Source organism: Marivivens sp. JLT3646, assembly GCF_001908835.1.
GTDB lineage: Bacteria > Pseudomonadota > Alphaproteobacteria > Rhodobacterales > Rhodobacteraceae > Marivivens > Marivivens geojensis.
Genome location: NZ_CP018572.1, coordinates 1,246,003 through 1,267,411 on the forward strand (window position 1 = coordinate 1,246,003; position 21,409 = coordinate 1,267,411).

The following is a 21,409-nucleotide window of genomic DNA, read 5'->3' on the forward strand; positions in this document are numbered from 1 at the left end:
GACAAACGACGCAGTTTGCTGGATTGGCGGCACGGATAAGCCGTTCTATAGTCGCTGCATGACGCGTAAACCTGACACTCCTTTGCGCCGTGGCTGGACCACGGGTGCTTGTGCCACCGCCGCCACCAAGGCGGCGTTGCTGCGTTTGTGGGGTGGAGCTTGGCCTGAAACGGTTTCGATCACTTTGCCCAAGGGCGAAACGCCTGCGTTCGAATTGGCCTATATGGATACGGGCGATGGCTATGCCGAAGCTGGAATCATCAAAGATGCGGGCGACGACCCTGACGTGACCCATGGTGCCTTGATCCGCGTGCGGGTCGAACGATCAACGGGGGGCGTGACATTCCATGCGGGCGTCGGTGTCGGCATGGTGACCAAAGCGGGATTACCAATCCCAGTTGGGGAACCTGCGATCAACCCGGTGCCGCGTGCTTTGATGGATGAGGTTGTCGGGGAACTGGCAAGCGAGTTTGGCCAATCCCCTGATATTGCGATCACGATTACCGTGCCCAACGGGGCAGAGCTCGCTCAGAAAACTTGGAATCCGCGTTTGGGGATTAAAGGCGGGCTGTCGATCCTTGGCACGACCGGCGTGGTGCGTCCGTTCTCTTGTGCGGCGTGGATTGCGTCGATCCACCGTGGCGTGGATGTGGCGCGGGCAGGGAACACGACCCATGTTGCGGGCTGCACCGGTGCGACCTCTGAACGGATCGTGCAAGGCCTCTATGATCTGCCCGATCACGCGATGCTCGATATGGGGGATTTCGCGGGTGGTCTGTTGAAATATCTGCGCCAACATCCTGTGCCTCGCCTGACGATAGGTGGTGGCATCGGTAAGCTGGCAAAGCTGGCGCAGGGTGCAATGGACCTCCATTCGGGGCGGTCGCAGGTTGATTTCGCGATCCTTGCAGATTGGATGGGGGATGACAGGCTGCGCGGTGCCAATACGGTTCTTGAAGCCTATGAAATTTGCGGTGCGCCTCTGGCCGATCTTATTGCCGTCAAAGCACGTGAACAGGCGTTGTCGGTGGTGCGCGATGCGGGTATCGACATCGACATCGTGGTCATTGACCGCGCAGGCACGATATTGGCGAGGACAGGCGTGTGATCCTTTTATTGGCTGGAACGACAGAGGCCCGCAAAATGGCGTGGCTGCTCCATGATTATGGGATTGAGGCTGTTGCCTCTCTCGCGGGTGAAACCGCATCCCCCACGGCCTATCCGATCCCAACCCGCATCGGTGGGTTCGGCGGCGAGGATGGTTTTACCCAGTATTTGGACGAGGACGGTATCAAAGCGGTCATCGACGCCACGCATCCCTTTGCGACTGCGATCACCGAACGGACGGCGCGTGTCTGCGCCCAGCGCGGTTTGCCCTATATCCAACTGATCCGAGCCGAGTGGGAGCCGGAGCCGGAGGACAAATGGATTATGGTTCCCGATATGGCGAGCGTCTCTGCTGTCGTCCCCGATGGCACTCGTGTTTTTGCAGCCGTTGGTCGTAAGGGCGCGACAGACTTGAACTTGCCGAATTGCCACCTCGTGATCCGCACTGTTGACCCTCAGCCTGCTGAGGACGGCGTGACCTATATCACGGGCCGTCCGCCATTCCCCGAGGCGGATGAAGTGGACCTGCTGAAACAGCATGAGATCGACATCGTGATTGCCAAAAACGCGGGTGGGATGACCGAAGGCAAACTACTCGCGGCGCGGCAATTGGGGATACCTGTTGTCATGGTTCAGCGTCCGCCAATGCCCGATGCGCTGCGGCGTGAACGGGTTCAGGATGTTTTGGATTGGGTTATGGATCTATGATCGGGCGGATCATCGAAACCGATGATTGCATCCTCGAAGGGATCGCGTGGTTGTCAGCCGCACATCCCGAATTCAAAGCCGCCTATGACCTGACAGGGCCATTGCCACTGCGCCGTACCAAAGACGGGTTTGATCGGCTTTTGTCCGCGATTGTCAGCCAACAGGTAAGCGTCGCCGCCGCCAGTGCGATCTGGTCACGGGTTGAGGCGGCAGGCATGACCGACCCTGAGAATGTCTTGAACGCCAGCGAAGATGACCTCCGCGCTTTGGGCATGAGCCGCCAAAAGGTGCGCTATGCAAAAGCACTTGCGGGGGCTGGAATTGACTTTAACAATTTACGACAACTCTCTGATTTAGAAATCATTAAGGAGTTGACAGCTGTCAACGGAATCGGCGTTTGGACGGCTGAGATTTACGCGATGTTCGCACTGGGTCGGGCTGACGTATTCGCCCCCGGTGATCTGGCTCTACAGGAGGCCGCGCGGATGTTGTTCAACCTCGACGCCCGACCGACAGAGCGGGCATTGCGGAAAATGGCCGAAGACTGGAGCCCATGGCGTGCGGTTGCGGCGCGGCTCTTGTGGGCCTACTACAAGGTAGCGAAAGACAGGGAAGGTATCCTATGACACGTGCTCTTCAGGCGGACCGGCGCGAACCGGTATCAGGCGATCTGCGATCCGCTGTTGTGTTCTTGCATGGCTACGGTGCCAATGGGGCCGACCTTTTGGGGCTGGCGGATGTGCTGGGCGAACACCTGCCGGACACGATGTTCATTGCCCCCGATGCGCCCGAGGCTTGCGCAGGTGCCCCGATGGGGTTCCAGTGGTTCCCTATCCCGTGGATTGATGGGTCGAGCGAAGAGGAATCGCGTCAGGGTCTTGATCGTGCCTCTGACGATCTGAACGCATTTTTGGACGGTGTGATGGTCGATTATGATCTTCTGCCCGAACAGGTTATGATCTTTGGCTTTTCCCAAGGCACGATGATGTCTCTGCACGTCGCACCCCGCCGTGAAGATGCTGTTGCGGGGATCTGTGCGTTTTCTGGTCGTCTGCTCGAGCCAGAGTTGCTCGCCGACGAACTGACGTGCCGTCCTGCTGTTTTGCTGGTGCATGGGGATCAGGACGATGTCGTTCCTGTCCAATCCTTGCCTGAGGCCGCAGAGGCGCTCCAAGGGGCTGGTTGGAAAGAGGTTTATGCGCACATCATGAAGGGCACGGGTCACGGCATTGCGCCTGATGGTCTTTCGGTCGCCCTCGCGTTCATGCGTGAGCGGTTGGGTTACTGACCAAAGTCAGCGCAATTTGCCTATTGTCGCGTCACTCGGTTGTTACATCGCTGCGGTTATCTGCGGGCACGCGTTGACGATATCGTGAGGCTTGATCCGTTTGGTCTACGATATATAGTCAATGCTATGCTGGGGCGGGTTGCTCCCGCTCTGGTGCCTAGAGCAGACAGAGTAGTGGAGATATGCTCCGATGGATGGCGATTTTAGGATAAATTTTGTGAGAGATCAGGCAGGGCCGCGGTCGCATCCTGCGCTGGTTCTGAACGCGGACTATCGACCGTTGTCGTATTACCCGCTTTCGCTTTGGCCTTGGCAAGAAGCGGTCAAGGCGGTCTTTCTCGATAGGGTGGATATTGTAGCCACCTACGATGAAGTGGTCCGCAGCCCATCGACCGAGTTCCTGATCCCGTCGGTTGTCGTCCTCAAAGATTATGTCAAACCTCAAAAGCGCGTGGCCTTCACGCGCTTTAATCTTTTCTTGAGGGACGAATTTCAGTGTCAATACTGTGGTGGGCATGGTGATCTAACGTTCGATCATGTGGTGCCACGGGCACGAGGTGGGATTACAAGCTGGGAAAATGTGGTTGCTGCGTGTTCTCCGTGCAACCTTGCCAAAGGGTCAAAGAGCCTACGTCAGGCTGGGATGCATCTGCGCAAGCCGCCGCGACAGCCCAGCGCCGAGGAATTGCGAAACCTTGGGCGTAAATTCCGTCCGAACCACCTTCATGAAAGCTGGTTGGACTACCTCTATTGGGACACCGAATTGGACGCATAAGCCGAGGAAGGTTTCATTTCCGTGCTAAGCCGCTAGACTTTATCCGTAGAGAATTGTAAGTCGCGAGCGTTAACGCTAACATAACTGGCGTGATGTGATCTACGAGAGAGAAGCGGAGAACAGCATGGTATCGCGTGTCATTCCGGTCGAACCCTTCGACCTAGTGATTTTTGGGGGCACGGGCGATCTGGCCCGCCGTAAAATCCTGCCTGGCTTGTTCCGCCGTTATCTGTCGGGGCAAATGACCCCTGAATCGCGGATCATCGGTGCGGCGCGTTCAGAGATGGATGCCGAAGGTTTCCGTCAAATGGTGGCCGACGCGATCCAAGAATTCGGTGGCGCCGAGAAGTCTGAAAAGAAAGCGATCGCAGAGTTCCTCGCGCGTCTCGACTATGTTGCGATTGATGCCAAAGGCGAGGGCGGTTGGGCGCAGCTTGCTGGTCTGATGCGCGACGGTGTTGTGCGCGCGTTCTATTTCTCTGTCGCGCCGAGCCTCTTTGGCGACCTCGCGGAACGTCTTCACCTTCATCGCATCGCAAACAGCGAAAGCCGTATCGTGGTTGAGAAACCGTTCGGTCGCGATCTGGAATCCGCCAAAGCGTTGAACGCGGTTCTGGCCACGCATTTCGATGAAACGCAGATTTACCGCATCGACCACTATCTGGGCAAAGAAACCGTTCAGAACCTTATGGCTGTCCGCTTCGGCAACGTTCTGTTCGAGCCGCTTTGGAACAACCACTACGTTGATCACATTCAAATCACCGTGGCGGAAACCGTCGGTGTTGGTGGTCGCGGTGCCTACTACGATAAATCGGGTGCGATGCGCGACATGGTGCAGAACCACCTGATGCAGCTTTTGTGTCTCATCGCGATGGAACCGCCGAGCAAGTTTGAGGCCGACGAGGTCCGCAACGAAAAGCTGAAGGTTATCCGTGCCCTACAGAACGTGGATCACCACCACATTGTGCGTGGTCAATATGACGCCGATGGCAGTAGCCCGTCCTATCGTGACGATGCGGAAAACCCGCGTTCGTTCACCGAGAGTTTTATCGCGATGCGCTGCCATATCAACAACTGGCGTTGGGCTGGCGTGCCGTTCTATCTGCGCACAGGTAAAAAGATGAAGGCGCGGTCGTCCGAGATCGCTGTGGTTTTCAAGGACCTTGGCCACTCTATTTTTGAGGGCGATGAGGCTCGTCACCGCAATATCCTCGCGATCCGTTTGCAGCCGAACGAAGGCATCGATCTGCAGGTGACGATCAAAGAACCGGGTCCGGGTGGTATGCGTCTGATCGACGTGCCGCTGGATATGACTTTCTCTGAGGCCCTTGGGGATGACGCAGAGGATGTGACCGACGCCTACGAACGTCTGATTATGGACGTGATCCGTGGCAACCAGACCCTGTTCATGCGTGGCGACGAGGTTGAGGCGGCTTGGGCTTGGACCGATCCGCTGATCAACGATTGGGAACGTCGCAACGATGTGCCTAAACTCTACGATCAAGGCTCTGCTGGTCCCGATGACGCATTGATGCTGATGCATCGTGACGGTCGCCGCTGGCGCGATATCAAAGGTTAAGCAAACGACGGCGGGCTGGTCCCGCCGTTGATCTGAAAGGACAAAACGATGGATTTCATCGAATACGCCGACGCGGAACTTATGATGATGACTCTCGCGGATAAGATCGCGAGTGAATTGCGTGAAACGCTCCAGCACGATGAGTTTGCGACCTTGGCTGTTCCGGGTGGTACGACCCCTGGTCCGATCTTTGACTCGCTCTGCGCGGTTGATCTGGATTGGGCACGTGTCAATGTGATGCTGACGGATGAACGCTGGGTTCCTGAGAGTTCTGAGCGATCCAATACGCGTCTGATTAAAGAACGCCTGCTGATCAATCACGCGGCTGCCGCGACCTACCTGCCCTTGTTCAAGGAGGGTGGATCGGCTGAGGAAAAACTGCCCGAATTGTCGTCCGTGATTGCGCCCAAGCTGCCGATTTCCGTCTGTGTGCTCGGCATGGGTGCGGACATGCATACGGCGTCGATTTTCCCAGAGGCGGATCGTCTGGCGGATGCGCTGCACGGCACCGATATCCTTTATCCGATGCGGGCGCCCGGTGCGCCTGAGCCGCGGATCACGCTCTCTGCGCATGTCCTGAAAGACGCAATGCGCCGACATATCGTAATCAAAGGTGCCGACAAACGTGAGGCACTGGAAAAGGCTCGTCATCTGAGCGCGGACGACGCCCCTGTCGCCGCTGTTCTGTCGGGCGCAACTGTTCACTGGGCTGAAGCATGACCATTTTTGACGACCTGAAATCCCACTACGCTTCTATCAAAGACCGCCGCATCGAAAGCATGTTGGACGCGCGTCGCGCCGATGATTTTTCGGCGCAGGCTGGGGATATGCTGTTCGATTATTCGAAGACCAACATCGACACCGATGCGCGGGACATGCTGATCGGTCTGTTAGAGACAACGGGCGTTGCCGCACGGCGCGATGCAATGTTTGCAGGCGAAAAGATCAATGAGACCGAAGGGCGTGCGGTGCTGCATACGGCGCTGCGGAACCTCGACGGTGGTGCGGTGAAGGTCGATGGCGAAGATGTGATCCCTGCCGTTCGCGACACGCTCGCACGGATGGAGGCGTTTGCCGCCGATGTCCGCGAAGGTCGTTACACAGGGCAGGGTGGCAAGATCACGGATGTGATCAACATCGGCATCGGTGGGTCGGACTTGGGTCCTGCGATGGCATACCGTGCGCTGGCGCCTTATGCCGATGGGCCACGTTGCCATTTCGTGTCGAATGTTGACCCTGCAGATATCGCGCAAGTTCTGCGGTCCTGCGATCCAGCAACGACGCTTGTTATTGTCGCGTCAAAGACCTTTACGACGATCGAAACCATGACCAATGCCCGCACCGCAAAGGCATGGATGAGCGAACAGGTCACGGACCCAGCGGCGCAATTCGCGGCTCTGTCGACTGCGATGGATAAGACGGCGGCCTTTGGTATCCCTGCGTCTCGCGTGTTCGGATTCGAGGATTGGGTCGGTGGTCGTTATTCCATGTGGGGGCCGATTGGCCTGTCGCTGATGATCGCAATCGGGGCCGAAGCGTTCCGCGCATTCTTGCGTGGTGGTCAGGCAATGGATACCCATTTCCGTGCCGCAAAATGGGAAGAAAACTTGCCCGCTTTGCTGGCTCTGGTCGGAATTTGGCACAATCAGGTCTGCGGTTTCGCAACCCGTGCTGTGCTGCCCTATGACAACAATCTTGCGCGTTTGCCCGCCTACCTCCAACAGCTAGAGATGGAGAGTAACGGCAAAGGCGTCAGCATGGATGGCGCGGATCTCCCGTTCGAAAGCGGCCCTGTTGTTTGGGGAGAACCCGGCACCAATGGTCAGCACGCTTTCTATCAGTTGATCCACCAAGGTACGCGGGTCATTCCGTGCGAATTTCTCGTTGCTGCGACGGGTCACGATGAAGGGCTGCACCATCAGCACCAATTGTTGGTGGCAAACTGCCTTGCCCAGTCTGAGGCTCTGATGAAGGGGCGCACACTGGATGAGGCGCGTGCAAAGAACGCGGATAAATTCGAGGGTGCCGAGCTGGAACGCCAAGCGGCCCATCGCGTGTTCACGGGGAACCGTCCGTCGGTGACGATTGCCTATCCAAAGCTGGACCCGTTCATGCTCGGCCAGATTATCGCGCTTTATGAACACCGCGTGTTTGTTGAGGGCGTGGTTCTGGGCATCAACTCTTACGACCAGTGGGGCGTTGAGTTGGGCAAGGAGCTTGCCACTGCGCTTCAGCCTATTGTTGAGGGTAAAGCGGATGCCGCGTCCAAAGATGGATCGACGGCGCAACTCGTCGGGTTCTTACGGACCAACGGTCTATAATGAAAGGGCCGCTGCGACCTTGATCGCAGCGGCCCCATCGTAGTCCCTGGGAGGGATTACATCGCAGGCAGCATCACCGCGTCGATCACATGGATCACGCCGTTCGACTGCTTCACATCCGCAATCGTTACAGTCGCAACGTTGCCGTTTTCATCGGTCAGCGACATGACGCCATCAGCGTAGCTTGCCTTGAGCACGCAACCGCCGAGCGTTGGCACGTCATGCACGCCACCGTCATCGTCGATCATGCCCATAAGCGCATCAGACATCACTTCTGCACCAACGACGTGGCAGGTCAGGATTTTGACCAGCTGATCTTTGTTTTCTGGCTGCAGAAGGGTTTCGACTGTACCGTCTGGCAGGGCGGCGAAGGCGTCATTTACGGGTGCAAATACGGTGAACGGTCCGTCACCTGCGAGGGTATCAACGAGGCCTGCAGCCTGAACTGCAGCAACCAGAGTGGTGTGGTCCGCCGAGTTCACCGCGTTTTCCACGATGTTCATGGTCGGGAACATTTCAGCGCCGCCCACCATAGGGTTCGCAGCCGAATGGCCGTCAGCAAAGCTAGCGATAGGAGCAGCGAAAAGCGTTGCGGTGAGTGCGGTTACAGAAAGAATGTTTTTCATGATGTCCTCTACATCGGGGTTAAGATGTGAGGGATACGGGGCTGAGGCGGCTTTGGTTCTCGCGTTTTGTTCACAAGTACTAAACATAAACGTGTGCAGTTTGTGTTTGTCAAAACCAAAGGGCGACCTAGCGGTCGCCCTTTTAAATTCTGAATATATGATGTGGGTTACATCAATTGTAGCAGCAAATAGGGCAACCCAAGCATCCCCGCAGTGGTCAGCACTATTGACAGAAATAGGCCTTTAAACATCGTCATCCTCCATAGTGTTTGGAGGGAGATAGGGGGTAAAAATCCCTATTCAAGATACGAATTTAAAGAGTTTTTGGAGCGGGTAGCGGGAATCGAACCCGCACGTTCAGCTTGGGAAGCTGACAGGCTACCACTACATCATACCCGCAGCCCTGCGCGACGAAGTAGTCGCGAGGTCAACCAGCGTCAAGGGGCATTTAGCCCCTCCGACGACGGCGTCCGCCTGCCTCTCCGCCACTGCCAGCCGTGTTAAAGGACACGTCGGGCAGATCGACAATCGACAGCAAGTTCGGGAACGGATCTGTCGCGTGCGGGATCGCGTTCGCGTTGACGAAGTGTTCTTGGAACTTTGGCTCGATCGCGGTTTCGATCTTGGTGATCTCGCGCACGGTTTGTTCGATGCTGGTCCGCGCTGCCTTTGAACACAGCGCGATGCGGGCGCCCGTGCCAGCGGCGTTGCCTGCAGAGGATACTTTATCCAGCGGCACGTCAGGGATCATGCCTAGAACCATCGCGTGTTTCGCGCTGATATGTGCACCAAAGGCACCAGCGAGCACCACACGATCCACGGTATCGACGCCCATTTCATCCATCAGCAACCGTGCACCTGCATAAAGCGCGGATTTTGCGAGCTGGATCGCGCGGATGTCACCTTGGGTCACGGTGATACGTGGGCCACCGTCGGCGGTGGCGTCATGGATCAGGTAGCTGTTCGTGCGTCCAGTGGCCTCGCAGCGAGCGGTGCCCGTTTGCTCTGCGTTGCCGATCAGACCTTTGGGGTCCAAAAGGCCCGCGATGCGGAGTTCTGCGACGGCCTCAATGATGCCAGAGCCACAGATGCCTGTGATGCCGGACCCAGCGGTCGCCTCGGCAAAGCCATCCTCGTCCGACCAGAGATCGCAGCCAATCACGCGGAAGCGCGGCTCTTTGGTGACGGGGTCAATTTCAATGCGTTCGATAGCCCCCGGCGCGGCGCGTTGGCCGCTGCTGATCTGGGCGCCTTCAAACGCGGGGCCTGTGGGCGACGAACAGGCGAGAACCCGTTCGGTGTTGCCGAGGAGGATTTCCGCATTGGTGCCTACGTCGACGATCAGGGCGAGGTCTTTGGACTTCTGCGGTTCCTCAGAAAGGGCAACCGCAGCGCAGTCTGCCCCAACGTGGCCTGCGATGCACGGCAGAATGTAAACGCGGCCCGCAGGATTGAGTGCGTTCAGGTCCAGATCGCGGGCGTCGAGTGTCATGCTCTCTGCGGTGGCGAGGGCGAAGGGCGCCTGACCCAGTTCAACAGGATCAATACCCAACAGGAGGTGGTGCATCACGGGGTTACACACGAACACGGTTTCCATGATCCGCGCCGCGTCAATCTGCGCCTCAGATGCGAGTTCGGACGCGAGCGTATTGATAGCCTCACGCACGACGGTGGTCATTTCCACATCGCCGCCCTTGTTCATCATCGAGTAGGAGACGCGGGACATGAGGTCTTCGCCAAAGCGGATTTGTGGGTTCATGATGCCCGACGAGCCAATCACAGCACCCGTTTTCAGGTCGCACAAATGCGCGGCGATGGTGGTCGACCCGAGGTCAATGGCGAGGCCAAAGATCGGCGTTTCGTCAAAGCCCGGGAAAATATCGATAAGGCGATGTTTGCCGTCGTTGTGATCGCGGTTCAGGGCAACGGTCGCCTTAAACGCGCCTTTGCGCAGGACAGGCTGGAGTTTACGCAAAACGCTGAGCGGAGCAGTTATTCCGTCGATGTCCCATTGGTCGCGCAACGCGGTTTCGAGGCGTTCGAGGTCGCCAGACGGGTCGTGCATATCCGCCTCGGCTACTTCGACGTAGTAAAGCGCGGTTGCGGGATCCATGACGATGTCACGGTCGGTGGCGGCTTTGCGGACGACCTGACGGTGGACTTGGCTCTCTGGGGGGACGTCGATGACAACATCCGACTGGATGCAAGCCTGACAGCCCAAACGACGACCCGTTTTCAGGCCGCGCACGCGGTCATATCGTTCTTCGACCGCGTTGAATTCGGTGAGCGCATCATCCGCGACGGTCACGCCATGTTTGGAAAACTCGCCATAAGACGGTTGGATTTGGCATTTAGAGCAAATGCCACGGCCACCGCAGACAGAGTCCAGATCAACACCCAACTGACGTGCAGCTGTCAGAACGGGGGTGCCAACCGGAAAACGGCCGCGTTTGCCAGAGGGTGTGAAAATCACAAGAGGATCGGTCATGGTGTGGTCCTGTTCGCTATCGCAAAAAGGTATAGCCCGATTGGGTCCAGTAAAAAGCCGGATCGCGTCATTTGGCGCACCGGAAACGGCATTTGATCAAAGGTCAAAGCCCAACCATCGCACGAATATCGTCGGGCGTTGCACCTTCGGCGCGGAATTTCGAAATTGCTTTAGCGTCGGTGCGTTTGGCGAGCCGTTTTCCATCAGCGTCACGGATCAGTTCGTGGTGATGGTAGAGCGGGGTGGGCAGGTCCAGAAGGGCTTGGAGCAGGCGGTGAATAACGGTCGCCTCAATGAGGTCGGCACCGCGTACGGCCTCAGTCACGTTTTGGGCCGCGTCATCGACAACGACCGACAGGTGATAGGCTGCCATGCCCGTATCTTTGCGAAAGAGGACAATGTCGCCGACGTTTTCGATCAGGTGCGCGGCAGATAATGCATGGTTACCCGTCTGGAACGGACCTGTTTCGGTGAAAGACAGGTGCGATACATCGCCAAGGTGGGCAATCGCACTAGCCATGTTCAGGCGAATTGCGTCGTTTGAGGATCCCTCTGACATGGGTTTGGAGCGACAGGTGCCAGGGTAGATAATGCCATCTGGCCCCATCGGCACGCCTTCTTGTGGGGCGGAAAATGCGGATTGGATGTCTTTGCGGGTGCAAGAACATGGATACAGAAGACCGAGGTTTTGCAGGCGGTTACGGGCCGCATCATAGAGAGGGATGCGATCCGTTACCCGCGCAATCGGTTCGAGCCACGTGAGACCTAGCCAATGCAGGTCCTCGTAGATCAAGGCCTCCCATTCGGGACGGCAGCGGGTTGTGTCGCCATCCTCGATCCGAAGGAGAAATTGTCCGCCATTGGCCTTTGCACGGTCCCAAGCGATCAGCGCAGAATAAGCGTGACCCAAATGCAGCGGACCTGTTGGGCTCGGTGCGAAGCGGGTCACGTAATCCATTAGCTTTGCGCCGCAAGCCATTGATTGAAATCTTCTTTGGCGCGATCCGTGTAGCCTTTGTAACGCTCTTTTCGGCCTTTACGGCCACCGCGCATCCCGTCGAGCGGCGGGAACAGACCAAAGTTCACGTTCATTGGCTGGAAGGTTTTCGCCTCGGCCCCGCCAGAGATATGGGTGACAAGAGCACCCATCGCCGAGGTGTGCGGGATCGGGTCAACAGTGCGGCCTTGGATTTCGGCAGCGGCCAAACGACCTGCCAAAAGACCCATTGCGGCGCTTTCCACATAGCCCTCAACGCCCGTGATTTGACCTGCGAAACGGATATTCGGGCGAGATTTCAAGCGCATTTCAGCATCAAGAAGCGTCGGCGAGTTGATAAATGTATTGCGGTGGATTCCGCCGAGCCGCGCAAATTCGGCGTTCTCCAGACCAGGGATCATGGTGAACACGTCTTTTTGGGCGCCGTATTTCATTTTGGTCTGAAAGCCGACGATATTATATAGCGTTCCCAATGCGTTATCGCGCCGAAGTTGAACAACGGCGTAGGGTTTGTTGTCGGGGTCGTTGGCGTTGGTGAGGCCTACGGGCTTCATCGGACCAAAGCGAAGCGTCTCGCGACCACGCTCCGCCATCACCTCGATCGGGAGGCAGCCGTCGAAATAGCCCGCAGTTTCGCCTTCGTGGAATTCGGTTTTATCCGCCGCCAAAAGCGCGTCGATGAAAGCCTCATATTGATCTTTGGTCATCGGGCAGTTGAGGTAAGCAGTACGCTCTTCCTCGGTTTCGCCCTTGTCGTAGCGGGACTGCATCCACGCGACGTCCATGTTCACGCTGTCGAAATAGACGATGGGCGCGATGGCATCAAAGAACGCTAGCGCTTCAGCGCCAGTCTCTGCCTGAATGGCTTTGCCGAGCCCCTCGGACGTGAGCGGACCTGTTGCGATAATCCAGTGACCGTCAGAAGGTAGCTCTGTAATCTCTTCATAAGACACAGAAATATTAGGATGCGCCATAAGCGCTGCAGTCACGCTTTCGGCAAAGGGATCACGATCAACAGCCAGCGCGCCACCCGCAGGAAGGCGGTGTTTCGCAGCCATTTCCATAATGATCCCGCCCGCTTGACGCATTTCCCAATGCAAAAGACCGACGGCGTTTTGTTCGTGGTCATCTGAACGGAAGGAGTTCGAACAGACCATCTCGGCGAGGTTGCCCGTGCGATGGGCAAAGGTTTCGACCTTGGGACGCATTTCGTGGATGACCACTTGAACGCCTGCGTTTGCAGCCTGCCAAGCAGCCTCTGATCCGGCCATTCCGCCGCCGATGATATGAAGTGTCTGTGTCATGGTCGGGGATTTAGCGGTGGTGGGGGCAAAAGAAAAGGGCCGCGAGATGCGGCCCTGTCCTTATTCTTCGGTTGCCGGCGTTTCGGCTTCGCCCGTATCCGGCGCTTCTTCTTCGGCCTCTTCGATGCGAGCCACGGAGACGACAGTTTCATCAGCGCGAGTGTTGAACACTTTTACGCCGCCAGCAGAGCGTGAGCGGAAGCTGATGCCTTCGACGGGAACGCGGATCGATTGGCCGGTCGAAGTGACGAGCATGATCTGGTTATCCATGTCGATCGGGAAGCAGGACACGATCTCGCCGCCGCGCATCTGTTTTTCAAATGCCGTGACGCCCATACCGCCGCGACCGCGCACAGGGTAGTCGTGCGACGAGGTAATCTTGCCGATGCCTTTTGCGGTGATGGTCAGGATTAGGTTTTCAGCTGCCGACATCTCTGCATAGCGTTCGGTGGACAGTTCACCTGCTGGAACGTCATCCTCATCGGTCGCGTCGTCCTCTGTTACGCCAGCCATTGCGCGACGCATTTTGAGGTAGGCGGCGCGTTCTTGCGGATCAGCCTCAAAGTGGCGAATGACCGACATAGACACCACGTGGTCGTCGCCGTTCAGGCGGATGCCCCGCACACCAGTTGAGGCGCGCGAGTTGAACACGCGCACATCGGTCGACGGGAAGCGGATCGCACGGCCAGAGTTGGTGACGAGCATAACGTCGTCGTCCTCGGACGCGATACGTGCGTTCACCAGTTCAACGCCGTCGGGCAGTTTCATCGCGATTTTACCGTTGCGCATGACGTTGGTGAAATCGGACAGACGGTTGCGGCGCACGTCACCTGCGGAGGTCGCAAAGACGATTTGCAGGTTGTCCCATTCTTCGTCGGGGCGGTCGACGGGCATAATGGCCGCGATCGAAACACCTTGTGGGATCGGAAGAATGTTGATGATCGCTTTGCCTTTGGCTGTGCGACCACCTGCGGGCAGGCGCCAAGTCTTGAGCTTGTAGACCATACCATCGGTCGTAAAGAACAAGAGCTGCGTGTGGGTGTTGGCCACAAAGAGGGTGGTGACCACGTCCTCTTCTTTGGTTTGCATACCCGATAGGCCTTTGCCGCCACGACGCTGCGAGCGGAATTCGGCGAGAGGGGTGCGTTTGATGTAGCCGCCCGAGGTCACGGTCACGACCATATCCTCGCGTTCGATCAGATCCTCGTCGTCCATATCAGCGGCCCATTCGACGATCTCTGTGCGGCGCGGAACGGCAAAGAGTTCACGCACTTCGCGTAGCTCGTCGGAAATGATGCCCATGATCCGTTCGCGAGATGCGAGGATTTCGAGGTATTCTTTGATCTTTTTCGCCAACTCTTGCAGTTCGTCGGTGACCTCTTGGACGCCGATTTGTGTCAGACGCTGGAGACGGAGTTCGAGGATCGCACGGGCCTGTGCCTCGGAGAGGTTATAGGTGCCGTCGTCGTTCACAGGGTGGAGCGGATCGTCGATCAGTTTCAGGTATTCGATGATCGAGCCAGCCGGCCAGCGACGGGTCATCAGTTTTTCGCGTGCGTCCGCTGCGTCGGCAGAGGCGCGGATGGTTGCAACAACTTCGTCTACGTTGGTGACTGCAACGGCCAGACCACAGAGGATGTGCGAACGATCACGTGCCTTGCGCAATTCAAATGCGGTGCGGCGTGCGACGACTTCTTCGCGGAAGGTGACGAATGCAGAAAGGAACCCGTAAAGTGTCAGGGTTTCAGGCTTGCCGCCGTTCAGCGCAAGCATGTTGCAACCAAAGCTGACCTGCATCGGTGTGAAGCGGAACAGTTGGTTCAGCACGACCTCGGCTGTAGCATCGCGTTTGAGTTCGACAACAACGCGAACACCGTTACGGTCAGATTCGTCCTGAACGTGGGCGATGCCTTCGATCTTTTTGTCGCGTGCGCATTCGGCGATCTTTTCGATCATCGACGCTTTGTTCACCTGATAGGGGATTTCGTCGACGACGATGGCCCAGCGATCTTTGCGGATTTCTTCGACGTGGGTTTTGGCCCGGAGCACGACGGAGCCACGGCCTTCGAGGTAGGCTTTGCGCGCACCAGAGCGACCCATCATGACGCCGCCCGTGGGGAAGTCAGGACCCGGAACGTATTCGATCAGATCAGCCGACGACAGATCGGGATTGTCGATCAGCGCAAGGGTCGCATCGACAACCTCACCGAGGTTATGCGGAGGAATGTTAGTCGCCATACCAACAGCGATACCACCTGCGCCGTTGACCAGCATGTTCGGGAAGCGCGACGGAAGAACGGTCGGCTCTTTGTCTTTGCCGTCGTAGTTGTCGACGAAATCAACGGTGTCTTTGTCGATATCGGCCAGCATATAGGCGGCAGGCTTGTCCATGCGCACTTCGGTGTAGCGCATCGCCGCAGCGCGGTCGCCGTCCATCGAACCAAAGTTACCCTGACCATCGAGCAAGGGCAGCGACATAGAGAAGTCCTGCGCCATACGAACCAAGGCATCATAAATCGCAGAGTCGCCATGCGGGTGATATTTACCCATCACGTCGCCCACCGGACGCGCCGATTTGCGGTAGGGTTTATCGTGCCCGTTGTTGGTCTCGTGCATCGCGAAAAGAATGCGGCGGTGCACGGGTTTCAGGCCGTCCCGAAGGTCGGGAATAGCGCGGCTCACGATGACGCTCATCGCGTAATCGAGATAAGACGTCTTCATCTCATCGATGATAGAAATCTGTGGCCCGTCGTGGTGCATACGCACGATCGCGGTTTCTTCTTCGTTTTCAGGGGTTTCCGGATTATCGGTCACGTTGTCCGCCTGTCTGCCTGTTGGCTTCTATATCTTGTTTGGGTTCTTATACCGCAGTCAGGATATAGGGTGCAATGGCGGATGGCGGAAAACGTAACCTGTTTGGAAATACGACCTATTTTGCTCGTTGTAGCATACCGAACAGGTCGCGTGGATCGTCTGGGTCTGCCAACATATCGAGGTTCGTATAATAAGGCGTTCCCGCGATGGCGCGGTGGACGTAGCGCAGCGCGCTAAAGTCCTCGATTGCAAAGCCTACGCTGTCAAATAACGTAATTTGATCGGCGCTGGTGCGGCCTGTCTCGGTCCCTGACATGACTTTCCAGAGTTCGGTTACTGGGTGGTCCGCATCGAGTTGCTGAATTTCGCCTTCGATCCGTGTTTGCGGTGGGTATTCCACAAAAATCGACGACCGATGCAGGATTGCGGCTGCGAGTTCGGTCTTGCCCGGGCAATCACCGCCGATGGCGTTGATGTGCACACCGGGACCGACCATGTTGTCCGAGAGGATCGTCGCGTATTGTTTGTCCGCGGTGCAAGTCGTCAGGATTTGCGCGCCTTCAATCGCCGCTTCGGCGCTGGTGCATGGGGTGACATTTAGGCCAGACTTCACGAGGTTGCGGGCGCATTTGGCGGTGGCGTTCGAGTCCTTGTCATAGAGACGCACGTCGGTGATGCCGCAGATTGCCTTGAACGCGATGCACTGGAATTCGGACTGTGCGCCATTGCCGATCATAGCCATCGTCGTTGCCCCTTTGGGGGCAAGGTGTTTGGCGGCGAGGGCAGACATTGCCGCTGTCCGCAGCGCGGTCAGCATGGTCATTTCGGTGAGTAGCACAGGATAACCTGTCGCCACATCGGCCAAGAGACCAAAGGCGGTGACCGTTTGTAGGCCTTCGCTTGTGTTCTTTGGATGTCCGTTGACGTATTTGAAGCCGTAATTTTCTCGATCGGCGGCGGGCATGAGTTCGATCACGCCAACCTCAGAGTGGGACGCAACGCGTGGGGTCTTGTCGAATTCTTCCCAACGTTTGAAATCGCTTTCGATCTCGTCCGCGAGGTCACGCAGGATGGTTTCCAGCCCGATGTGATGGACCAGCCCCATCATGTGATCGACGGAGACAAACGGCACGAGGGCTTTTTCAGAGGGTTGGGTCATGCATAGCTCCGTGTGGGTCGGTCAAAGACGCGGCGACCAAGGAGAGAGGCCGTGAGGTCTACCATAAGGGACGCGGTTTTGCCCCGATCATCCAAGAATGGGTTGAGTTCAACGAGGTCGAGCGAACAGACCGCGCCGCTGTCGCAGAGCATCTCCATCACGAGGTGCGCTTCGCGGACGGTTGCGCCGCCTGGTACCGTGGTGCCGACCGCAGGGGCGACCGAGGGATCAAGGAAATCAACGTCGAGAGAAACGTGAAGGATGCCGTTCGCGGCGGCGACCTTATCAAGGAAAGATTGCAGCGGCTTGACGATGCCAACCTCGTCGATGGTGCGCATATCCACCAGCGTTGCGTCTGTGTCCGACAGCGCGTCATGTTCGGCGGGGTCCACGGACCGCAGGCCAATCATGCAAAGGCGATCTGCTGGAATGGGGGCGGCAAGCGGCGGGAAGTCGTCAAAGCCGTCACGACCACACACGTAGCCCAGAGGCGTGCCGTGTAGGTTGCCCGTCGTTGTGGTGTTGGGCGTGTGGTAGTCGGTGTGTGCGTCGAGCCATAGAACGAAAAGAGGGCGGTCAATCTGCTGCGCATACTCAGTCATGCCCGCAACAGAACCCAGCGACAGCGCGTGGTCGCCGCCCAAAAACACGGGCATCCCATTTGGTGCATGGTCGACTGCCGCCTTGGTCAAGGTCCGTGTCCAGCCAACTGTTTCGTCGAGCTTGTAAACCTCGGGGTTTGCATGCGCGGGCAGGGGCTGTGTATCAGGCGTTAGGTTCCCGATGTCTGTGACGCTATGGCCGAGTTCGGTGATCGCTTCGGCAATGCCGGCGGTGCGGAAAGCGTCAGGCCCCATGAGGCAACCCCTACGGCGTTTGCCGCAGTCGACGGGTGCCCCGATTAAGATAAGGTGTTTCTGTGTCATGAGCTGAATATCCTTGCGAAATGGGGATGACAGAAGCGATCAAAATGTGCGAAATGAGCCAGCACTGATCAAATTGGAAAGCTGAGATGGACGAACTGGATCAACGCCTCATTGTTGCATTGAAACGTGACGCTCGTGCGAGCCTGTCCGAATTGGCCGCTGATTTGAATGTCACACGCACGACGATCCGGTCACGGCTGGCGCGGCTTCAGGACAGCGGGGAAATCGTTGGTTTTACTGTGTTGACGCGCAACGACGTGGCGACAAGCCCCGTGCGTGGTCTGATGATGCTAGAGATCGAGGGACGTGGGACAGAACGGATCATGTCTCGTCTCTCTGCAATGCCAGAGGTGATGGCCGTTCATTCGACAAACGGTCAGTGGGATCTTATCGCTGAGATTGGCACGATGACGCTCGAGAAATTCGACGAAGTGCTGTTTGCCATTCGACGTTTGGATGGGATCACGAGCAGTGAAACGAACCTGCTGCTCTCAACCCGCCGTGGGGCGCGACGCTAGGACCGCTTTGATCCAAATGAAGGCGAGGATGAACGAGATGATCGCGTTCCAACCTGGCATCGAAATTCCCAAAAGTTCCCAGCTGATCTGATCGCACATTACGAGCTTTGGACCGCTATCGACCGCGAGAAGGTCGGTCACGTTCATTCCTGAGAGGCCAGACCCCGTGCACGAGGCTGGGCCATCCCAATATTTGTGTTCGACCCCGAAATGGTAAACGCCAATTGCACCCGTCGTCAGGGCAGCGAGCGCGCCGAGAGCGGGCAAGATGCGACCTTGGATCATCAGCGCGAGGAGACCTATGGCAACAGCAGCCGCGTGTGGCCAACGTTGCCAGATGCACATTGCGCAAGGCGGCAAGTCCATCAGCCGTTGAAATACGACCATTGCGCCAAAGAGCATCACTGCCGAACCGCCAGCTGCCAAGATAACGTAGGTTTTGCGCGATGTGGTCATAGGTATTTCACCAGATAGAAGCCGCCGAACAAGAGAACGCAGCAGATTGTAAAGACGAGGCCGAGGCGTTTTTCAATAAAGTCACGGATAGGTTCACCGAATTTCCACAACAGGCCTGCGACGATAAAGAAGCGCAATGCACGCGCAACAATAGCCGAGAGGATAAAGGGTATAAGGGCGAATTGCAGCACGCCCGACGCGATTGTGATGACCTTGAACGGGAAGGGGGTCACACCTGCGATCAGGACGGCCCAAATGCCGTAGCTGTCGAACTTTGCTTTGAACACGTCGAACTCTGCACCCTTGCCATAGAAGTCGAGGATCGGTTTGCCGATGATGTCAAAAAGACCGTAGCCAATATAGTAGCCGAGAAGTGCACCAAGGACCGATGCAACCGTCGCGACACCTGCAATAAGGAACGCGCGGTTCGGGCGCGCCATGATCATCGGGATCATGAGGACATCAGGCGGAATTGGGAAAACGGACGATTCAATGAACGAGAGAAACGCCAGAACCCAGAGCGCATGCGGGTGATCTGCCAGCGACATGGTCCATGAATAGAGTTTGCGAAGCATACGCGCCGTGCCTGTGTTGTTTCGCGCTTTAGGCCACGCGAGGCGCACGGCGTCAAGCTTGCAGACGAACACGTTTTTGTTCAGAAACGCATAAGTTGAATTGCGATGGGTGGGTGCATCATGAAATGGCAAGGGCGACGTCAGAGTAAGAATGTTGTGGATCGGCGTCGTGGCGGGGCCACGGGTGCCGTCGGCGGTGTGGGTGTCGTCGTGATGCTATTAATCGGGTTGGCGTTGGGTGTGGATGTCACGCCGCTCTTGTCAGAGCTTGAAGGGCAGGGTGGAACGACGCAACTGTCGGCCGCGGACGAACGTGCGGCAGAGTTTGTTGCCGTGACGCTCGCGGACACCGAAGAGATTTGGGCAGACATTTTGCCTGATCAGGCGGGACAACGGTATGCGGAGCCTGCCTTGGTTCTGTTTTCTGGCGCTACGCAGTCTGCCTGTGGTGGGGCATCGGCGGCGACAGGGCCGTTTTATTGTCCCGCAGACAAACAGATTTACCTCGATACCGATTTCTTTGTGACGATGGAGCGGCAGTTGGGCGCGGGTGGCGATTTCGCCGCAGCCTATGTGGTGGCCCATGAAGTTGCGCATTCTGTCCAGGATCAGCTGGGCATCTTGGGCGAAGCAAATCGAGTGCGTGCGCAGGCGAGCGAGGTGCAAAGCAATGCGATCTCTGTTCGGATTGAGCTTCAAGCGGATTGCTATTCGGGGATTTGGGCGCGTGCCGCGTCACGAACATTGGGAACCGTAGAACGGGGTGATTTGGACGAGGCGCTGAATGCGGCGCGGCAAATCGGCGACGATACATTGCAGCGTAATGCAGGGCGGAGCGTTCAGCCGCACACCTTTACCCACGGAACATCGGATCAACGCGAACGTTGGTTCGATAAGGGGTATCAGAGCGGCGACATGCGCCAATGCGATACATTTTCAGTTCAGCGACTTTGAGCGTTGACGACCCTGAAACAGCAGGATAAACGACCGCCACTGGCCGGTGTGGCGGAATGGTAGACGCAGGGGATTCAAAATCCCCCGACCCTAGGTCGTAAGAGTTCGAGTCTCTTCACCGGCACCAGTATTCTCAATAAAATTTTGATCTACCATGAACCTTGTACGCGGTCGCGCTGCAGGTGTTTGGTGACGTTTGGCAAGATGCTTGCCTCTACTTTGGCCACCTACGAATCAAATTGACCAAAGGGTGATGCTTTATATCCTTTCGAGACATTTTTTCGCCTCGATTCTTCAAAATATGCCGCCAATTAGAGTAAAATGTTCAAAATGTTTCTGGATGAGAAACGATAGGACGGCTTTGTCAGGATTTTTTTCATGCTCAAATGAGGAAACTTTGTGTCTGGTTGGTTGATCACAATGTCGAACCAATTTTCTACTAGAGCGCTAGTCTGTAGGTGGCCTTCCGATTTAAAATGAAGGAAAAATTTAGGATTTGGAATTTAGCGCTGTTGCGGGTCGATAAACAATAGCGTGTTTTGATGCGTCATCTTTCACGCATAAGAACGCAGAAGCGCCACAGGTCTTTCTGTTAGGTTAAGGCGGTCATTACATTTTTCTCTCTGTTTGACCTATCCAATGGAATATCCAGACATAGCCTAACTGGGGGGGGGCAAATGACCGATTGGGGCGGTCATGGGGAGTGTCGGTTGCCGACATGAACCGAATTGTGTCTGCGAAAGGGTTTTCCTTTTTGCCGATTTTTGGATCAACGCGCTGGAGGTGACTCTAGCGTGCGGGGTCCGAGTGTGTG

19 protein-coding genes and 2 tRNA genes are annotated in these 21,409 nt (G+C 56.9%); 11 read left to right on the plus strand and 10 right to left on the minus strand.

The genetic code is table 11. From position 1 onward, the window contains the following. The first annotated feature begins 58 nt into the window (after nt 1-58). The 8 genes from BSK21_RS06210 (at nt 59) to pgi (ending at nt 7,778) form a co-directional block, all read left to right on the plus strand. The gene (locus tag BSK21_RS06210; protein WP_067547819.1) at nt 59-1,108 is read left to right on the plus strand and encodes a cobalt-precorrin-5B (C(1))-methyltransferase; all 1,050 of its coding nucleotides are present in this window, start codon (nt 59-61) and stop codon (nt 1,106-1,108) included. Continuing rightward, on the plus strand, nt 1,105-1,815 hold the full coding sequence (locus BSK21_RS06215) for a cobalt-precorrin-6A reductase (RefSeq protein ID WP_074038982.1): 711 nt from the start codon (nt 1,105-1,107) through the stop codon (nt 1,813-1,815). The genes BSK21_RS06210 and BSK21_RS06215 overlap by 4 nt, the downstream gene beginning before the upstream one ends. Continuing rightward, the gene (locus BSK21_RS06220) at nt 1,812-2,441 is read left to right on the plus strand and encodes a DNA-3-methyladenine glycosylase (protein WP_067547824.1); all 630 of its coding nucleotides are present in this window, start codon (nt 1,812-1,814) and stop codon (nt 2,439-2,441) included. The genes BSK21_RS06215 and BSK21_RS06220 overlap by 4 nt, the downstream gene beginning before the upstream one ends. Further along, nucleotides 2,438-3,103, plus strand: a complete 666-nt coding sequence (locus BSK21_RS06225; RefSeq protein ID WP_067547827.1) for an alpha/beta hydrolase — start codon at nt 2,438-2,440, stop codon at nt 3,101-3,103. The genes BSK21_RS06220 and BSK21_RS06225 overlap by 4 nt, the downstream gene beginning before the upstream one ends. A gap of 190 nt (nt 3,104-3,293) precedes the next feature. Continuing rightward, complete coding sequence (locus tag BSK21_RS06230; protein ID WP_067547830.1) at nt 3,294-3,878, plus strand: HNH endonuclease; 585 nt, start codon at nt 3,294-3,296, stop codon at nt 3,876-3,878. A gap of 124 nt (nt 3,879-4,002) precedes the next feature. Further along, nucleotides 4,003-5,457, plus strand: coding sequence for a glucose-6-phosphate dehydrogenase (gene zwf / locus BSK21_RS06235; protein WP_067547833.1), 1,455 nt, complete (start codon nt 4,003-4,005; stop codon nt 5,455-5,457). A gap of 48 nt (nt 5,458-5,505) precedes the next feature. Further along, nucleotides 5,506-6,177, plus strand: a complete 672-nt coding sequence (gene pgl, locus BSK21_RS06240; RefSeq protein ID WP_067547836.1) for a 6-phosphogluconolactonase — start codon at nt 5,506-5,508, stop codon at nt 6,175-6,177. 2 nt (nt 6,178-6,179) lie between these two features. Then, entirely contained in the window at nt 6,180-7,778 is a 1,599-nt protein-coding gene (gene pgi / locus BSK21_RS06245; RefSeq protein WP_074039060.1) for a glucose-6-phosphate isomerase, read from the plus strand. A 56-nt stretch (nt 7,779-7,834) separates the two neighbouring features. On the opposite strand, the gene BSK21_RS06250 is transcribed toward pgi, so the two are convergent. The 8 genes from BSK21_RS06250 to rocF all read right to left on the minus strand — a co-directional run bounded on the left by BSK21_RS06250 (nt 7,835) and on the right by rocF (nt 18,092). After that, the gene (locus BSK21_RS06250; RefSeq protein ID WP_082959383.1) at nt 7,835-8,404 is read right to left on the minus strand and encodes a fasciclin domain-containing protein; all 570 of its coding nucleotides are present in this window, start codon (nt 8,402-8,404) and stop codon (nt 7,835-7,837) included. A 325-nt stretch (nt 8,405-8,729) separates the two neighbouring features. Continuing rightward, nucleotides 8,730-8,803, minus strand: a tRNA-Gly gene (locus tag BSK21_RS06255). Between the two features lie 49 nt (nt 8,804-8,852). Next, nucleotides 8,853-10,892 (minus strand): ASKHA domain-containing protein, encoded by a 2,040-nt coding sequence (locus BSK21_RS06260; RefSeq protein ID WP_067547838.1) that lies wholly within the window; start codon nt 10,890-10,892, stop codon nt 8,853-8,855. 103 nt (nt 10,893-10,995) lie between these two features. Then, nucleotides 10,996-11,850 (minus strand): tRNA glutamyl-Q(34) synthetase GluQRS, encoded by an 855-nt coding sequence (gluQRS, locus tag BSK21_RS06265; RefSeq protein ID WP_067547840.1) that lies wholly within the window; start codon nt 11,848-11,850, stop codon nt 10,996-10,998. Beyond that, a complete protein-coding gene (gene trmFO / locus BSK21_RS06270) occupies nt 11,850-13,193 on the minus strand; it encodes a methylenetetrahydrofolate--tRNA-(uracil(54)-C(5))-methyltransferase (FADH(2)-oxidizing) TrmFO (protein ID WP_067547843.1) in 1,344 nt (447 codons plus the stop codon). Before trmFO ends, gluQRS begins: the two co-directional genes overlap by 1 nt. Nucleotides 13,194-13,253: 60 nt before the next feature. Beyond that, nucleotides 13,254-16,007 carry a DNA gyrase subunit A gene (gene gyrA, locus BSK21_RS06275; protein WP_067547846.1) on the minus strand — a complete coding sequence of 918 codons (2,754 nt, stop codon included), beginning with the start codon at nt 16,005-16,007 and terminating at the stop codon, nt 13,254-13,256. A 115-nt stretch (nt 16,008-16,122) separates the two neighbouring features. Next, nucleotides 16,123-17,166: an ornithine cyclodeaminase gene (locus tag BSK21_RS06280; RefSeq protein ID WP_067547849.1), complete on the minus strand. Its 1,044-nt coding sequence runs from the start codon at nt 17,164-17,166 to the stop codon at nt 16,123-16,125. Further along, complete coding sequence (rocF, locus tag BSK21_RS06285) at nt 17,163-18,092, minus strand: arginase (protein ID WP_067547852.1); 930 nt, start codon at nt 18,090-18,092, stop codon at nt 17,163-17,165. The genes BSK21_RS06280 and rocF overlap by 4 nt, the downstream gene beginning before the upstream one ends. An 86-nt stretch (nt 18,093-18,178) precedes the next feature. On the opposite strand from rocF, the gene BSK21_RS06290 reads away from it, so the two are divergent. Then, nucleotides 18,179-18,610 (plus strand): Lrp/AsnC family transcriptional regulator, encoded by a 432-nt coding sequence (locus tag BSK21_RS06290; RefSeq protein ID WP_067547855.1) that lies wholly within the window; start codon nt 18,179-18,181, stop codon nt 18,608-18,610. Here BSK21_RS06290 and BSK21_RS06295 read toward each other — a convergent pair. After that, nucleotides 18,584-19,066 carry a disulfide bond formation protein B gene (locus tag BSK21_RS06295; protein ID WP_067547858.1) on the minus strand — a complete coding sequence of 161 codons (483 nt, stop codon included), beginning with the start codon at nt 19,064-19,066 and terminating at the stop codon, nt 18,584-18,586. The genes BSK21_RS06290 and BSK21_RS06295 overlap by 27 nt on opposite strands. Next, entirely contained in the window at nt 19,063-19,641 is a 579-nt protein-coding gene (locus BSK21_RS06300; RefSeq protein ID WP_067547891.1) for a YqaA family protein, read from the minus strand. The genes BSK21_RS06295 and BSK21_RS06300 overlap by 4 nt, the downstream gene beginning before the upstream one ends. Before the next feature lie 120 nt (nt 19,642-19,761). Here BSK21_RS06300 and BSK21_RS06305 point away from each other — a divergent pair, with 120 nt between their 5' ends. Beyond that, nucleotides 19,762-20,595, plus strand: a complete 834-nt coding sequence (locus BSK21_RS06305) for a neutral zinc metallopeptidase (protein WP_067547861.1) — start codon at nt 19,762-19,764, stop codon at nt 20,593-20,595. 42 nt (nt 20,596-20,637) lie between these two features. Further along, nucleotides 20,638-20,722 (plus strand) — tRNA-Leu (locus BSK21_RS06310). Nucleotides 20,723-21,409 lie beyond the last annotated feature (687 nt).

Excerpts from the sequence above, each read along its gene's own strand:
- BSK21_RS06210 (WP_067547819.1), top strand. The coding sequence starts at position 59 with ATGACGCGTAAACCTGACACTCCTTTGCGCCGTGGCTGGACCACGGGT.
- BSK21_RS06220 (WP_067547824.1), top strand. The coding sequence starts at position 1,812 with ATGATCGGGCGGATCATCGAAACCGATGATTGCATCCTCGAAGGGATC.
- BSK21_RS06225 (WP_067547827.1), top strand. The coding sequence starts at position 2,438 with ATGACACGTGCTCTTCAGGCGGACCGGCGCGAACCGGTATCAGGCGAT.
- BSK21_RS06230 (WP_067547830.1), top strand. The coding sequence starts at position 3,294 with ATGGATGGCGATTTTAGGATAAATTTTGTGAGAGATCAGGCAGGGCCG.
- zwf (WP_067547833.1), top strand. The coding sequence starts at position 4,003 with ATGGTATCGCGTGTCATTCCGGTCGAACCCTTCGACCTAGTGATTTTT.
- pgl (WP_067547836.1), top strand. The coding sequence starts at position 5,506 with ATGGATTTCATCGAATACGCCGACGCGGAACTTATGATGATGACTCTC.
- BSK21_RS06250 (WP_082959383.1), bottom strand. The coding sequence starts at position 8,404 with ATGAAAAACATTCTTTCTGTAACCGCACTCACCGCAACGCTTTTCGCT.
- BSK21_RS06260 (WP_067547838.1), bottom strand. The coding sequence starts at position 10,892 with ATGACCGATCCTCTTGTGATTTTCACACCCTCTGGCAAACGCGGCCGT.
- gluQRS (WP_067547840.1), bottom strand. The coding sequence starts at position 11,850 with ATGGATTACGTGACCCGCTTCGCACCGAGCCCAACAGGTCCGCTGCAT.
- trmFO (WP_067547843.1), bottom strand. The coding sequence starts at position 13,193 with ATGACACAGACACTTCATATCATCGGCGGCGGAATGGCCGGATCAGAG.
- BSK21_RS06280 (WP_067547849.1), bottom strand. The coding sequence starts at position 17,166 with ATGACCCAACCCTCTGAAAAAGCCCTCGTGCCGTTTGTCTCCGTCGAT.
- rocF (WP_067547852.1), bottom strand. The coding sequence starts at position 18,092 with ATGACACAGAAACACCTTATCTTAATCGGGGCACCCGTCGACTGCGGC.
- BSK21_RS06290 (WP_067547855.1), top strand. The coding sequence starts at position 18,179 with ATGGACGAACTGGATCAACGCCTCATTGTTGCATTGAAACGTGACGCT.
- BSK21_RS06295 (WP_067547858.1), bottom strand. The coding sequence starts at position 19,066 with ATGACCACATCGCGCAAAACCTACGTTATCTTGGCAGCTGGCGGTTCG.
- BSK21_RS06300 (WP_067547891.1), bottom strand. The coding sequence starts at position 19,641 with ATGCTTCGCAAACTCTATTCATGGACCATGTCGCTGGCAGATCACCCG.
- BSK21_RS06305 (WP_067547861.1), top strand. The coding sequence starts at position 19,762 with ATGAAATGGCAAGGGCGACGTCAGAGTAAGAATGTTGTGGATCGGCGT.